Source organism: Pseudotamlana agarivorans (genome assembly GCF_001642835.1).
Classification (GTDB): Bacteria; Bacteroidota; Bacteroidia; order Flavobacteriales; family Flavobacteriaceae; genus Pseudotamlana; species Pseudotamlana agarivorans.
Window position 1 is genome coordinate 16,451 of the sequence record NZ_LXEI01000007.1, and the last position, 16,285, is coordinate 32,735.

The 16,285-nt window shown below is 34.9% G+C and carries 11 protein-coding genes; 3 read left to right on the forward strand and 8 right to left on the reverse strand.

Annotated elements, in window-relative coordinates; all coding sequences use genetic code 11:
• Positions 1-9: 9 nt before the first annotated feature.
• Positions 10-1,878, forward strand: a complete 1,869-nt coding sequence (locus A6I66_RS09130; protein ID WP_067148142.1) for an OmpA family protein — start codon at positions 10-12, stop codon at positions 1,876-1,878.
• 113 nt (positions 1,879-1,991) lie between these two features.
• Positions 1,992-5,474 (forward strand): T9SS type B sorting domain-containing protein, encoded by a 3,483-nt coding sequence (locus A6I66_RS09135; protein ID WP_157614161.1) that lies wholly within the window; start codon positions 1,992-1,994, stop codon positions 5,472-5,474.
• A 227-nt stretch (positions 5,475-5,701) separates the two neighbouring features.
• On the opposite strand, the gene A6I66_RS09140 is transcribed toward A6I66_RS09135, so the two are convergent.
• From A6I66_RS09140 to A6I66_RS09160, 5 genes are all read right to left on the reverse strand, one after another.
• Positions 5,702-6,127 (reverse strand): copper resistance protein NlpE N-terminal domain-containing protein, encoded by a 426-nt coding sequence (locus A6I66_RS09140; protein WP_157614163.1) that lies wholly within the window; start codon positions 6,125-6,127, stop codon positions 5,702-5,704.
• Between the two features lie 155 nt (positions 6,128-6,282).
• A complete protein-coding gene (locus A6I66_RS09145) occupies positions 6,283-7,611 on the reverse strand; it encodes a DUF4302 domain-containing protein (RefSeq protein ID WP_067148154.1) in 1,329 nt (442 codons plus the stop codon).
• A gap of 36 nt (positions 7,612-7,647) precedes the next feature.
• Positions 7,648-8,595: a substrate import-associated zinc metallohydrolase lipoprotein gene (locus tag A6I66_RS09150; protein ID WP_067148156.1), complete on the reverse strand. Its 948-nt coding sequence runs from the start codon at positions 8,593-8,595 to the stop codon at positions 7,648-7,650.
• Positions 8,596-8,610: 15 nt separating this feature from the next.
• Positions 8,611-10,038: a RagB/SusD family nutrient uptake outer membrane protein gene (locus tag A6I66_RS09155; protein ID WP_067148159.1), complete on the reverse strand. Its 1,428-nt coding sequence runs from the start codon at positions 10,036-10,038 to the stop codon at positions 8,611-8,613.
• A gap of 4 nt (positions 10,039-10,042) precedes the next feature.
• Positions 10,043-13,360, reverse strand: coding sequence for a SusC/RagA family TonB-linked outer membrane protein (locus A6I66_RS09160; protein ID WP_067148162.1), 3,318 nt, complete (start codon positions 13,358-13,360; stop codon positions 10,043-10,045).
• A gap of 285 nt (positions 13,361-13,645) precedes the next feature.
• On the opposite strand from A6I66_RS09160, the gene A6I66_RS16650 reads away from it, so the two are divergent.
• On the forward strand, positions 13,646-13,813 hold the full coding sequence (locus tag A6I66_RS16650; RefSeq protein ID WP_157614165.1) for a hypothetical protein: 168 nt from the start codon (positions 13,646-13,648) through the stop codon (positions 13,811-13,813).
• Positions 13,814-13,886: 73 nt separating this feature from the next.
• Here the strand turns inward: A6I66_RS16650 and A6I66_RS09165 are convergent, their stop codons facing one another.
• The 3 genes from A6I66_RS09165 to A6I66_RS09175 all read right to left on the reverse strand — a co-directional run bounded on the left by A6I66_RS09165 (position 13,887) and on the right by A6I66_RS09175 (position 16,248).
• A complete protein-coding gene (locus A6I66_RS09165) occupies positions 13,887-14,723 on the reverse strand; it encodes an OmpA/MotB family protein (protein WP_067148334.1) in 837 nt (278 codons plus the stop codon).
• Between the two features lie 86 nt (positions 14,724-14,809).
• Complete coding sequence (locus A6I66_RS09170; protein ID WP_067148165.1) at positions 14,810-15,805, reverse strand: glycosyltransferase family 2 protein; 996 nt, start codon at positions 15,803-15,805, stop codon at positions 14,810-14,812.
• Positions 15,805-16,248, reverse strand: coding sequence for a type I restriction enzyme HsdR N-terminal domain-containing protein (locus tag A6I66_RS09175; protein WP_067148168.1), 444 nt, complete (start codon positions 16,246-16,248; stop codon positions 15,805-15,807). The genes A6I66_RS09170 and A6I66_RS09175 overlap by 1 nt, the downstream gene beginning before the upstream one ends.
• Positions 16,249-16,285 lie beyond the last annotated feature (37 nt).

The window sequence follows — 16,285 nt, forward strand, 5'->3', positions numbered from 1 at the left end:
ACCTTAAAAATGAAACATATATATAGTCTTTTATGCTTGGTTCTTTTTGTAACAGCCAGTTATGGGCAAAACAGTCAAAGGGAAAAAGCTAATAAATACTTCGAAACTTACCAGTATGTAGATGCTATTGAAGTCTACTTAAAAATGATTGATAAAAACCAAGCCAATAGCAACGATTACAAACAGCTAGGCGATAGTTATTATAACCTGTTTAACCTTGATGAAGCCTCAAAATATTATGAAATGGCTTCGAAATCTAAACAAGATTCAGAATTTTATTACCGTTATGCACAGGTTTTAAAATCGCAAGGTAAATATCAGGATGCCATCGAACAAATGGATACGTTTGCTACAATGACACCTTCAGATCAACGCGCTATAGAGCATAGAAAAAATCCTGACTATATTTCTAGTTTAGATGATAAATCCATTTTATTCCATGTTAAGGAGGCTCCTATAAATGATGTTGAAGAGAGCGATTTTAGCCCCATAATGTCTAACGACAATATTTTATACTTTGTAAGTACCCGTAATCAGGGTAGTAAAAAGGATAAATCGACCAACGAATCTTATTTAGATATCTATAAATCGGTACGTGATGAAAATGGTGAATTTTCAACTCCAGAGCCTGTAAAGAGCTTAAATAGCAATTATCACGACGGACCCATAACCATAAGTGCTGATGGAAAAACCATGATTTTTGCAAGTAATGGTTACCGTGAAGGATCTTTCAAAAAAATGAAAGACAAAGGGATAAAATTAGCGCAACAAGGTTTGTATAAAGCCTCTTTAGTTGATGGTAATTGGACCAATATTAAAGCATTACCTATAAATAGTGTGGAGTATTCTGTAAGTCACCCATGTTTAAGTCATGACGGTAAAACGCTTTATTTTACTTCGAATATGCCAAACGGTTTTGGAGACACAGACATTTGGAAAGTTAGTGTTGATAAGGACACTTATGGAGAACCAGTAAACCTAGGTAAGCATGTCAATACGCCAGGAAAAGAAGGCTATCCATTTATAAGCAGCGACAACATTCTTTATTTCGCTTCAAGCGGAAAACAAGGTTTTGGTGGTTTTGATATTTTTAAAGTGGATTTAAATAAAAATGAAGAAGCTATAAACCTGGGAAAGGAGATAAATACTAGGAGAGACGATTTTGCTTTTAGTATTAATATGGAGCAGGAAATCGGGTACTTTTCATCTAACAGAACTGGAGTAGATCAAATTTATATGGCCTTTCCAATTTGTAAGTTTCAAACGAAGCTTATTGTAAAAGACGCCGAAACAAATACTGCTATTCCTAATGCTACAGTTGCTGTAGTAGACGTAAATGGTAATGTGGTTTCTAATGCCATGACCTCAAAAGATGGAACAATGAGCTATGAGTCTAAGTGTGAATTATCTTTTGTGTTTAATGTTGCTAAAGAAGGTTATAAGTCAAACTCTATAACCGTAAGTGAGACCAATGGAAATGATGTTTCTAAAACAGTATTATTGTCTCCAATTAATGAAATGATTACTGAAACAGAGGTGAAACTGAATAACATTTACTTCGAGTTTAACAAAAGTAACATTACACAATCTGGTGCATCAGAGCTTGATAAGCTGGTAAAAATCATGAATGATCATCCAGAGATGAAAATTCTAGTGCGTTCTCATACCGATACAAAAGGTAATTCGAAATATAACTTGAAATTATCAGAAAGAAGAGCACAATCTACTGTTCAATATGTCATTTCTAAAGGTATTAATAAGGATAGATTGTCGGCTGAAGGTGTTGGTAGTACAGAACCAAAAATTGATTGTAAATCAAATTGTACTAGCGAAGAAGACGCGCAAAATAGACGTTCGGAGTTTTTAATTATAAAATAAATTGGCAGTTAAGTGGCTAAAGTGAAATAGAAAAATAGATTAAAAAAATGATAGTCAAACAGCATGCATAGATGCGTTTGGCTATTGTTTGTTATAAGGGGGAAAATATGGCTATGAGAAAAATTTTAATGTTATTTAGTGTTCTAAGTTTAACTTTAGCAGTTAACGCTCAAGAACCAAACGATTGTATTGATGCCATTACGGTGTGTGGTAATGGGGTGTTTAGATCGAATTCAACAGGACCTGGTGAACTTGAGTTTACGGCTTGTGAAGGTTTTGAGCATAACTCTATTTGGCTAAAAATTGATATTGTAAAAGGAGGTACCTTAGGTTTCGATTTAATTCCAGACGATCCAAGCCTTGCAGTTGATTACGATTTTTGGGTGTTTGAGGCAAACAGAAGTTGTTCTGATTTAGGAGCGCCTATTCGATGTGCAACAACAAACCCTATACTGGCAGGACTTCCTAACAACCATACGGGATTAAATGGAAGCACTACTGTAAATCAATCCGGACCTGGTGCGAATGGAAGTGGTTATGTGTATTGGTTGGATGTATCACCTGGAGAATCTTATTATATTGCTGTAGACAGACCTCATGGCGAAGGGGGCTTTGAATTAAGATGGAGCGGTACAGCAATGGAAGGTACAGGAGCCTTTCCAACACCGCCAACAGCTAACGATGTGGATGATGTTATTACCTGCAGTACAACACCAGGAGTTGGACTTTTCGATTTAAATAGCTTAAAAAGCAGTATAACGTCAACACCAGGAGCTTCAGTAGAGTTTTATGAAAATTTAGCCGATGCTACCGATGGTATTAATATACTAAATGATCCCATCTCAAACCCTTATGGGATACACGCTATAACGTCTAGTCCACAACAAATTTATGCTAAGGTGGTTTCACCAGGAACGGAGTGCTATAGCTTAACCGATTTTAATTTGGTTGTAGAAGCGGTTCCAGATGCTTCTATTACGCGTTCACCAGCAGCTATTTGTCAGAGTGAGGAGATCACGTACTCGTTTACAGGATCACCAAATACTACAGTGCATTACGAAATAGATGGAGGAGGCACCGAAAGTATTGTTTTAGATAGTTCTGGAAATGCCACTTTAGTGACTACAGCATGGGCAGATACCACGTTACAATTAATTAACGTACAAATTATAATGGCCTCTGGAAAAGTAGCGTGTTCAACCTCATTGTCGCAAAGTGTTTCAACAACTGTCGCAACAGGAGCTGTTCCAACGTTTACACCTGTAGATCCTATTTGTATAAATGATGCACTTAGCAATTTGCCTACAACGTCATTAGAGGGTATTACGGGGTCATGGAGCCCGACAATAAATAATACCGAAACTACTAATTATACTTTTACACCAGATCCAGGGCAATGTGCGGTTCCTCAAACTATGGAGATTATAGTAATGGGGGGGACGCCAACTTTTAATGCTGTAAACCCTATTTGTTATGGCGATACGCTGGCACCTTTACCAACAACTTCTGCCGAAGGTATTACAGGTTCATGGTCACCAGCTTTAGATAACACAACAACCACGACCTATACGTTTACTCCAGATCCCGGACAATGTTCGGCTACTCAAACTTTACAAATTGTTGTAAATCCATTAAGTAATCCAACTTTTGCAGATGTGGATCCTATTTGTAGTGGTGACACATTATCACCTTTACCAACCACATCGCTTGAAGGTATTACAGGTACATGGGCACCAGCTTTAGATAATACGCTAACAACTACTTATACGTTTACACCAGATGCAGGGCAGTGCGCGAGTTCACAAACTTTAGACATTGTGGTGAATCAACCAACAACGCCAACATTTGCAGCTATAGCTCCAATTTGTAGTGGTGATGTTTTAGCGCCGTTACCAACAACTTCTATTGAGGGCGTTACAGGTACATGGGCTCCGGCTTTAGATAATACTCAAACAACAACCTATACGTTTACACCCGATGCAGGAAGTTGCGCTTTATCGCAAACCCTTGACATTGAGGTTAATCAGCCTACAGTACCAACTTTTACAGCTATAGCTCCAATTTGTAGTGGTGAAAGTTTAGCGCCATTACCAACAACATCTATAGAAGGTGTTACAGGAACATGGAGTCCAGCATTAGATAACAGCGCAACGACTACTTACACCTTTACTCCCGATACAGGAATATGCGCAACAACGCAAACCTTGGAAATTATAGTAAGTCCGTTACCTATAAAAGCAATGGATAGTATGATAGGGTGTAGTTTATCTGCTGATGGGTTTAGTAGTTTTGATCTAAATGCAGAAATTCCTCAAATTCTTGGTAGTACTCAAAGTACGGCCGATTTTACCGTCACTTTTTATGAGGATGCAGGAGCCACGAATAGTATTTCCTCAAATCCTTATACAAACACAACGGCTTATAATCAAATCATTTATGTTATGATTACGCCGTCAAACGCAAGTTGTCCAGGTATTTTTCCATTTGAACTTCAGGTGTTAGATGGTGCACAAGCAACCATGCCGATGCCAGAAATGGTATGTGATTACGATGGAGAAAATGATGGCCTTTTCGCTTTCGATTTAACCGTTTTAAATCAAGAAGTTTTAAATGGTCAAGACGAAAATATTTATAAGGTAAGCTATTATGAAACTGCAATTGATGCTGAAAATGGAACCAATCCTATTTTGAATCCGCAAGGTTTTGTGAATTCAACGCCTTATAATCAAACTATTTATATTCGAGTTGAAAACAGTAATATTCCAGATGTATGCTACGCGACAACCACTTTCGATTATGAGGTGAGTCCGATTTTAAAGCCCGTAATTTCTTCTAGTAGTGGTTCTAACACGCTTTGTGTGGATTACAGCACTGGACAATTACAAAACAGTATTACTTTAATGAGTGATTTACAAGGTTCTAATTATGCATATACCTGGTATTTAGATGGTATTGAAATTTCAGGAGCAAATCAAGATCAATATGTAGTAGACACAGCAGCTCCTGGTTTGTATACACTTACTGTTACCGAAATTCAATTGATAGCCAATTGTACTTCAGAAATTAGTGAATCTTTTGAAATCATTCAATCTGGTGCAGCCCAATTGGTTTCTGTTACTCAAACAGGAACATTTGAAGCTAATCCGAGTATAAATGTAACCGTAGAAGGCTATGGTGAGTATTGGTTTCAGCTTGACGATGGCCATATTTTAGATAATGGTGGGGTGTTTACAAATGTAAGTGGAGGAACACATTCGGTTACGGTATATGATAGAAAAACAGAGAATCCTTCATGTGATCCACCGTTAGTTATCGACGATATTAGAATCATTAGTTATCCTAAATACTTCACGCCTAATAACGATGGAATAAATGATACTTGGAACATTACAGCCATGAGTAATCAATCTGGGTCCTATATTGAAATTTATGATCGCTACGGCAAATTTTTGGAGAAAATTTTACCATCTTCAACAGGATGGAATGGTACCTATAGAGGAGAAAATCTACCAACAAACGATTACTGGTTCATTTTGAATTACGAAGAATCTGGTGTTCCAAAACAGTTTAAATCGCACTTTACGTTAAAACGATAGGTTAAGGGGAGTGGATAATATTTAACTATTATCACATTCAATTTAAAGAGGTTGAATTATTTGTTTTTAAACTTATAATTCGGCCTCTACTTTTTTGAAGTGGTTTTTAAATCGTTTACGATTTTCACTGTATATTGCTAATAATTAGTAACTACAGCTGAATAAAAATTATAGAACTATAAAGCTTAAATAACTTAGAACTCTGGTTACTTAATTGGCATTCAGTTTTACATTTTAGGAAGTCTTAACGTTTCAATCCAGAAAATATTAGACTCGTAAAATTGCAAAGCAGTTTCAATAATGCGGTTACTTTTATCTCTAGGAGATTTTGAAATAAATCTTGCTTTCGAACCATTAAAATCTAACGTGTAGTCCTCACTAATATCAGTTTTTTCGTTTGTGATAAACGTAACGACTTTTTTTTCAATCTTCCAAGTTCCTTTACCATAAAGGTTTTTATCTGCTGGTGCTCCCTTTTGTTTTGTATTAGAATGAAATGTGAAGCTACCGTCGTTATTTAAGCTTAGTTTGTACATTATCTCAATACCATTGCTTGGACCCAAAGTTCGTGTATAAATGCCGGAAATAGACTCTGATTGGGTAAAAGCAACCAGGTGGAGTAATAAAGCGATAGTGGAAAATAATATTTTCATTGTACTTAATAGGTTAGTACGCTGCCAGGCACAATTATCTTGCCATTAAATATGGATGTACTCTCTAAATTAAAATATTAGGGTAGTAGTAATAAAAAAAAAGCCTAAAACAGCAATAGCTGATTTAGGCTTTTTAAAGAGGTATTAAATTCTAATTATAGAAACACACCGTAAACTCTTAAAGCTGGGTTATCTAAACTTGTAAAAGTTCCAGCGGTATTAGAGTATGAACCAAAGTTGCCTTCATGTGTAAATAAAAGCCCTTCAGCCGAGTTAAACATGTTAACTATAGGTGCTAAAACGTAAATTAGAGCTTCGCCATCACCATAAGTACCAACATAATCTAAGTACAATCTTCCGTCTTGAACTACTGGTTTATCGAAGCAGTAGAATGCAAAGAAGTTTGCTCCATCAGAATTTCGTTGTACAACAACACGAATTTGATTAGCACAAGTAGCATCACTATTAAAATCAAGTGTTAAACTGTATTCAAACAATGTGAAGCCTGCTGCATTTAATTGTGCATTCATTGCCTCGTACATGGTATCATGAGCAGGAGAGGTTAGAGGGAAGCTTCCTAAGCTAGGTCTGTATAAAAATACAGGGTTACCTGTTTGAACCAAATATTGCACGTCATTACCAATGTATAAAGGTAATTGGTCGTAAATAATTCTTAAGCCATCTTCTGTATTAACATACTCATTATTTGTAGCATCGTAAGTGAAACTAGTTAAAATTGTCCCATTAATTTCTACTGGCTCAATGAAGTAAAAACCTTCTGCCGTAATAACAACAGGTTTTGTAGTTGTTATTTCTTGTCCATTTTGAATGTAAGTGATTGTTGCCACTCTGCTTGAAGCGTCAAATTCAAAAGACGCTATAGCTTGATCATTAAGTAGAATGTTTCTGAAAACAGATTCGCTACCATCACCTGTTAGGTTGTCTACTGAATCAAAAGTAGGTTGTAGGTCTAAATCTGCTTGAGTAGCTTTTCTTAATGTGAAAATAGTAATATCATCACCGTAATCGGTTTTACTTTCTAATACCACTTCATCTTCGGTTACAGATAGAATATTGAAAACATATTCTCCGTCGTTATTATTGTCATTGATTTCATAAATAGCATGGAAAACAGCATGTGTTTCTAATACCAACTCCAGTTTTAAAGTTTTAGCAATTCTGTAAGTGATGGTATTATCTTCAGCGCCTTTTAAATAATCTGAAGCGATGGATACATAGCCGCTGTCATCAAAATCCATAAGCATGGTAAAGGCACCAAAATCTTTGTTAGGAGAGTAATAACCCACCCAACCATATTCTGATGAAGTTAAAATGTCGGTATACTCCGTTTTTACTTCGTCAATTCTTTCGTTAATGGATTGATCGAAAAGTGGTTCTACATCATTATCGGTACAAGCTGTAACCGTTAATAATAGCATACAAACACTTAAAGTCAATTTTAATAGTTTATATATATATTTCATTTTATAACTTTATTTAATTAAAAGATATACTAATATTTACTCCGGAATAACCCCCGTGTTTATAACTTCTGTTAATCTTGTTTGTAGGGTAGCTTTCACAGCAACCAAGTCAATATTAAAGTTGTTTTTAAAATAAGCTAGAATTAAATCTAATTTTTGTCTAATTTTTAAACGTCCTTGATTAATTTCTTGGCATTCTAACACAACATCTCCATCGGTATATACACTACAGTCTTCTTGATCTAAGAAGTAGTAGTTAAAAATGTCGTCTTCAAGTACTAAATAATGAGCAATAACTTCACAAAAATCTTCAAACTCATTTAGTGTTGAATAAGGACTAACCATACCAAGTTTAATGGCGTCTGCTAGACTTACACCATTACTCCAACCGTTTCCTAAGTAAGTGTCTGAAATCGTATTATAACCAATTGGAATACCATAAGTTTGATGAATAATATGTGAAAACTCATGGTGCGCTGTAGCTAAAATTCCTCCACTAGGGTTAGCTAACCAATCACCGTTTTGTAAGTCTAAACTATTCATGTTTAAAAGGGTGATTCTTGCACCGCCTTCAGCATAACCTAATAGCCTTGTACCGTCATCTTTGTAGATGTAAGATCCGATATAAACAAGTTCTGGTGGGAATAATTCTTTAATAAAATTCTCGCCATCATCACCCACTTCTGTATAAGGTTCAATCCATAAGTAGTCAATAATTTTAGTAGCATCGATCACCAAATCTGATTCGATTGGTGTGGCACTCTGACTGGCAGAAATAAAATTGTCGTTCCATCTCCAACGTGTTGCAGTACCGTAACGTTCGAATAAACTATGGCCGTCGTTATCGTATAAATACACATCATTGGGGTGCGTAATTGCAGGATCTTCAGGTGGTGTATATGGCGTGTTCGTGTCATCTGAACTACATTGCATAAACAAAGTAGCCGAAAACATTAATCCGATTAGTTTTATAGTGTTTTTCATATCAAATGTATTTTATTATCTAGGGTTAGCTTCTATACCGTTAACCGTAGCTCTTTGTGGTATTTGTATCGCTTTTCTTAAATCTTCGGCACCTAAAACATAGGTGTCTCCATTAACATCAATATGAGTAACTTCCATACTGTGTCGTTTTATATCGAACCATCTTAAACTCTCGTTTAAAAATTCTTTTCTGCGTTCAGAAAGTACAAACTCTAACATGGCATCTTGATCAGATCCGCCAAAATAATCAACCACATTTTGTAAAGTAAGTTGCCCACCATTAGCATATCTTAAAGTTGCTAAAACATTGTAGTCGTCTAAAGCTTCTTGCAATCTGTTTTGCATCACGTAAGATTCCATTCTATTAAAAATAACTTCTTCACTTCTAAATTCAGTTACCACGATATAAGGGAATCCTGTAGTTGCAGTAGTGTATCTAAAAAGTTCGTTATATTTTGGTTGAGAACGGGCTTGGGTACCGTAGTTATAGAAGTAGTCTCTTTCGTCACTATCACCTTGGATATTGATTCGAAGTATCTGATTAATAATATTAGTATTTGTTCTGTATCCAAAGTAGTATCTGTCTCCAGTACTTTCTTTTCTACTTACAAATAGGTTATAGGCTTGAGAGATATCATTAAACTGATCTGCTATTTGAGCAGATGATGTTCCTGTGAAAACGGCTGCCATATCTCTTACATAGGTAGTTCCTATAGTACCAGTGCCTATAATTTTGTTAGAATATTCTATACATTTATCATAGTCTTGGGTAAATAGGTAGAATCTTGAAGCAAAAGCGTTTGCTGCATTTTTTGTAAAATGATATTTCCCTAATCCTGTATAGTAAGCATCTGAAATTAAGGGTAAGGCTTCTAATAAATCCTTTTCAATTAATTGATACGTTTCCTCTAGGGTTCCTCTTTCATATTCTACCTTTAGACTAGTTTCAGGAGCCGTGATATAAGGAATACCTAAGGTTCCTTTATTAGCATCGTTGTAGTGTTGTGAAAACACATTAGCAAGAATAAAGTGGTTGTAAGCTCTACAAATTAGGGCTTCACCTCTTAATGCATTTCTAAAATCGGCATCACCACCTTCAATTTGATCTAAAGACTCTAAAGCTTGATTGGCATGAGCAATGGCGTTATAAGAGGTTTCCCAAAGGTAAGATGGCGTATCTTGTTGGGTTGAAGATTGTACCAATCTATATTGATAGTTTTCTGTCATCCAATCTACCTGCGTATTGTCAAAGATAGCAGTCACGTTATCGGTTCTCCATTCTAGAAAAAATTGAGATCCTTCGTTATAAGCTGAAACCAATAACTCCGATACATCATCTAAAGAAGTTATGGTTTGTCTATTATCTGGGGTTTCGTCAAGGTAATCATCACACCCAAAAAATAGAGTTAAGCTAAATATGGTTATTAATATGTTCTTTTTCATAGGACTAGAAGTTAAAGTTTAGGCTAAAGGTGAAACTTTTGGTTAATGGTAATGAAACACCTCCAGATTGATAGAATTCTGGGTCTATACCGTTTAATCTATCATCAGAATAAATTAGCCATAAATTAAATGCTGAAATACTCGCTGTTGCAGATTTAATGAATGTGTGGTCCGTAATACTATTAGGAAACGCATAGGCAAGCTTAATGTTTTTAAGTCTTACATAATCACCATCGGCAACACGTACATCACTCTTATTATATAAACTGTAAGCATTTAAGCCTTGGTAGTTTAAGGCTTGTGCAGCTGTTTCAGATAAAATGGCAGGAATATTAGTGATATTTTCATCACCAGGTAATGTCCATCTGTTAATTAACTCTCCTGGTAGAGAGCTGTCATCAGAATAACTGCTAGAAAACGATTCGTCTAATCTAATTTTATTACCTCCTCGATATGAGAAACCAATCGTTAAACTTAAGTTTTTATAAGAGAAGTTATTATTGAAACCTCCAAAGAAAATAGGCTCTGTAGGGCCTTCATATTTTAAATGCTCCGTGATATCAGTTCTGTTCTGTAAATTCATAGATTGAATGATACTGCCATCGGCTGCATAAAAAGTTGGTACACCATTAGAATCTAATCCAGCAAATGGAATAGAGAATAATGATCTAACCGGATATCCTTCAATATTAGCACCATTTCTACTTACGGCTGCACCAATATTGTCTCTAGATTCCCATTGTGTAATTTCACTTTCGGAGTGGCTAAAGTTAATGTTTGAAGACCATCTAAAGTTTCCTGAATTTACATTTTGTGTGCTTAAATTAGCTTCGTAACCATTACGGATAAACTCTCCAATATTACCAAGTTTAGTACCTTCACCACCAACACCGTTAGTTTCAATAAAACCAATAAGGTCTTTAGAATGTCTTTTGTAGTATTCTAATTCAAGACTTACCGCATTATTAAAAAAGCTAGTTTCTAAACCTATGTTCCATTCGTATAGTTTCTCAAAAGTTAATTCGCTGTTTTCTAATTGAGAAATAATTAAAGATACTTCACTTTCAGAGTCTTGAGGACGTAAAGGTTCGGCACCATAAACAATTAAACCGGCACTAGCGTTAAATGGGTTAGATCCTGAAAGACCGTAAGTCGATTTAAGCTTTAATAAGTTTACCCAAGCAGCGTTGTCCATAAACGTTTCTTGGTGGATATTCCAAGCACCACTTATGTTGTAGGTTGGCAAATATCTTGCGCTTGATGCGTCTCCCGTTCTGTTATCTCCAGTATAAGTATAAGTACCGTTAATAACATAACGATTATCGTACGAGTAAGCTATGTTAGAAAACATACCCCAACCACGTTGTTTGGTTTCTAAGGCGCTAAAGTAATCTAAGCCACGAGAATCTAAATATCTAATAAAGTTAGGGTCACTTAAAATTAATCCTCCTTTATCAAACATATAACCCCAACCATCATTTTTCTGTGTAGATCGGTTGCTATAGGTTAACTCTTGAGCTAGTAAAGCAGAAACGGTATGTATATCGTTAAAAGTGTGCGAGTAATCAAACTGATTTCTAGCGTAATAGTTTGTTAAGGTATGATCACTCGTTTTTCTAAATCCGCCATTAGGTAAAACACTATAAGGTTCTAACTCTGGGGCATCTGGATCTCTAAATAAAAATATATTACTATTTCTAATTAAAGGGTTATCAGCTCTATAAGCTTCAGCATTATTAGAGTTTTCGTGAATGGTTTGAACGGCATTACTTGTATACCATCTTCCTTGTAATACAGTAGTAAAATTAAGGTCTTTTGTTACTTTCCATTTTAAATCGGTTTGGAAAGATAAATCTAAAACATCTAGGTTTACAAAGTTGTGATCAACCTCGTGTAAGATATTAAAAGGGGCGTAGTTTTTTCTGAAATATTGACGATCTCCATTTTGATCATAAGGGGTCATACTTCTACTCGTATAAAGCGCATAATTAAAAGGGTTGTTATCAAACTGTCTTTCATACAAACCAGTAATCTCATTTAACTCTCTATCTTGAGAGGCAGCTACTTGCTGATCTCTTACGTTTCCAGTTAATTTCATGCCCAGGGATAATTTATCAGATAAAGTGAAATTACCATTTAAATTAGCTGTGTAGTTTTTTACTTTATCGGCTATGGTTTGTCCATCATCGACCATAGTACCTATAGATGCTCTAAATCTTGATTTATCTGAACCTGATGATATACTGAAGTTATTGGCTCTCATAAATGAAGATTTAAATAGCACATCAAACCAATCAGTATTAGCATCGGCATAACGTTGAAGGTAATCATAGTTTGGTGTTCCACCGGTTCCCCAATCAATATCACCTTTTACAATGCTATATAACATATCTTCAAATACACCATGACTATTACTTGCATTAGCACCGGCTATATCGATCCATCCTTTTTCATAAAGCTCTTGATAAACACTCATCTCATCACCAGAATTTAAAAAGTTAAACTGGTCGTATGTAGGTTTTGCTCTAGTCGTAATATTAGTTGAAAAGTTTATAGAAGGCTTACCAGAAGTACCTTTTTTAGTAGTAATTACAATAACACCGTTTAGGGCACGTGCACCATATAATGCGGTAGCAGAGGCATCTTTTAACACTTGAAAAGATTCGATGTCTTCAGGGTTTAATCCTGCTGTAGAAGAACTTAATAAGGTACTTAAGTTACCAGAAGTAATTTCTTCATTAGAAAGTTCAATGGCGTTTTCTAAAATAACCCCATCAACAACCCATAGAGGTTTGTTAGTACCGTTAATCGAAGCATCACCTCTAATTCTAATAACTGGTGCAGCACCGAAAGTACCCGAAACATTTTCTACTTCAACACCGGCTACTTGTCCTTGTAGCGAGCGGCTTACGTCTGGAACACCATCTAATTTAGCTTCTTCTAATTTTACAGTAGAAGCCGATCCTGTAAATAATTTTCGATCAATTTTTTGATACCCTGTAACCACCACGGCATCTAGTGCAGCAATGTCTTCTTCCATCACTACGTTAATTGAATTGGAGCTTCCTAGAGTAATCGTTTTGGTTTTTAAACCAACAAAACTAAACTGAAGGATATCTCCTGATTTTGCTTCAATGGCATAATTACCATCAAAATCTGTAACAACACCTGTTGTGGTGCCTTCTACAATAATCGTAACACCGGCAATGGGAATGTCTTGTTCATCTTTGACATTTCCAGAAACTGTGTTTTCTTGTGCATAAGAAAATTGAATTGAGCATGCAAAAAGCAACATCACCAATGCACATAATTTCTTTTTCATAAATTGGAATTTGAGTTAGTACTTGACAAAACTCATAATATAATCTTAAAGAATCAAAGAATTGGAAGTCAAAACCCCTTTCGGAGCAGTTTGAGCTGCTTGATTGATGAATTTTCAGTGTATTGTTAAAAAAATAGGTTTGTATTGATGAAATGTTAATTAATTTCGAGTAATAGTGAATATTATTTATGATTTTCACATTTCAAAAATTTAAAAATTCATGAATTTTGTTAGACAAAGCACCAAAACGTTGATGTTTTGCTAACACAAACTTAAAATGCATTTATGAAAAATCTCACTAAAACCAATATCTCCATTTTATGGATCTTGGTATTTAAAAATGATTTTCCTCTAAAAAAAGGGGTAAATTATACCCTTTATAACAGCGATATTAAATTTGGTTTTGTTTATTATTCTATCGAAGAATTGGAAGTAATTTTTAATATAGAGTAGAAGGCAAAGAAGATTTATTGCAAAAAAAAACTCAACCTTTCAGTTGAGTTTTTTAATGTTATAACATTACAGCTTAGTTTCCAGCTGAAAGATTTTTCATTTCTTTTTCAATCATGTCGTAGAACTGATCGATTTTTGGTAATACAACAATACGTGTACGACGGTTTTTAGCTCTGTTCTCGGCAGTATCATTGTCAACTAAAGGAACATATGAACTACGTCCTGCTGCAATAAGTTGTCCTGGGTTTACATCTAAACTTTCCAATACTCTAATAATAGAAGTAGAACGCTTAACACTTAAATCCCAGTTGTCAATTAATACACCTTTACTATAAGGTACAGAATCAGTGTGACCTTCTACCATACATTCAAAATCAGGTTTGCTATTTACAACTTTAGCCACTTTGGCAAGAACTTCTTTAGCTCTAGAGGTTACATTGTAGCTACCACTTTGGAATAATAATTTATCAGCAATTGAAATAAACACCACACCTTTTTCAACATTAACTTCAATGTCTGGATCGTTAATTCCAACTTCACGTTTTAAACTAGTTACCAATGCTAAAGTAACACTGTCTTTTTGTGTTAAGGCATCTTGTAAGCGGTTAATTTTAAGCTCTTTTTCTTTGATGCTCTCTAAGGTTTTTTCAATATTACTAGCACCCTTTGATGATAGCATCGTTAAATTATCATTGTTTTTACGTAAATCTGCTACTTGCTCTTCTAAAGCAGTGGCTCTCGCTGTTGCTGTTGCTCTGTCTTCTAAACAAGAATTAAGTTTTACCGTTGCAGAATTAAGCAAATCTTGAGTTTCCTTTTGTTTTGCCTGTAGATCTGTAAATTGTTTTTTTGATACACATGAGCTTAGGGCTAACATTACAGATGCACTAAGTAATAAGATTTTCTTCATAATAATTTTAGGATTAACTTTCAATAATTGGTTGAACAAAAATATATAAAATTCTGCTGACAAAAGCAATTTAACAAAACTTTTACTTAAGACTTTAAACTTTTAAAAGTCTTTTTTTTAAGTATAAAATAGTCAAAAACAATCGATGTCCTATTATAATATTTTATACGTTGTTTTGTTTGTTTCCGCTGATTTAATAGCCGATTTATATGCTTGTAATAACTAAAATGTGCTCTAATTATTGCAAAGGTATGTTTCGGTTTTAACTCAACAAGAAATTTTATCCCTGCCATGCCATCGAGGCATAATCTTGCAAGTATTATGCCAAATAAATAACTGTTTACATTTTTTGTCAGGGTAAACAAACTATTTCTAAAATTGAGAAATGTTTTTTTAGGGTTTATAGCGTTTAATGTCGCACCACCAACATGAAACACTGTAGAATTGCCTACATAATTAATTGTGTAACCTGAGTTTTTTGCGCGCCAACATAAATCAATTTCTTCCATATGAGCGAAGAAATGCTCATCAAACCCATGAAGTTGACTAAAGGTTTGCTGTCTAATAAACATACAGGCTCCCGATGCCCAAAAAACATCAGTCGTGTCGTTATATTGACCTAGATCTTTTTCAAGGGTGTCAAAAATGCGTCCTCGACAATAAGGAAATCCGTACTTGTCAATATATCCACCAGCAGCACCAGCATATTCGAAATGTGTTTTCTGCTTAAAATCTAAAATTTTAGGTTGTATGATGGCAGTATTTTCATCAGCTTTAAAAGCTTCTATAATAGGGGTTAACCAATTTTCGGTAACTTCAATATCGCTGTTTATTAAACAAAATATATCAGCTGAAATATTTTTTAAGGCATCATTATATCCTTTGGCATAACCGCCATTGGTTTCATTCTGAATGATTTTTACTGAAGGAAAGGTCGTTTTCAAGAAAGGAACCGAATCATCGGTTGATGCATTGTCGGCTACATAAATGGTGGCTTCTTTTGAAAACTTTACAACAGAAGGTAAAAATTGCTGAAGCAGGGCCTTACCATTCCAATTTAATATAACTACGGCGACTTTCATTAATTGTAATTAGGAATGTTTTCTAGAAAGTGATAGCATTCATTTTTAAAATCCATTTGGCAATAATAGTGATTTAGTCCGTTTGTAACCATTAAATAACTAGCATTTAACTCTAAATTATAACGCGCAATTTGATCGAAAGTGCTTTGGTTTATAGTGATTTTTGGTGCTTTGCACTCTACAATTAAATGGATGGAACCGTCTGGGTTGAACACGACAATGTCATAGCGTTTTTTTAAGCTGTTAATAACGAGTTCCTTTTCAACATTGATTAATGATTTTGGAAATTTCTTTACTTCCATTAAATACTGTATGCAATGTTGTCGTACCCATTCTTCCGGTTGCAAAACCACAAATTTTTTACGAATAGGATCAAAAATAGATGCTTTATTTTCGCTACTTTTGAATCGAAATGAATATTCTGGAAAATTAAGTGCTTGCACAGTACATTTATTTAGTTTTCAAAGTTACGCTACAATA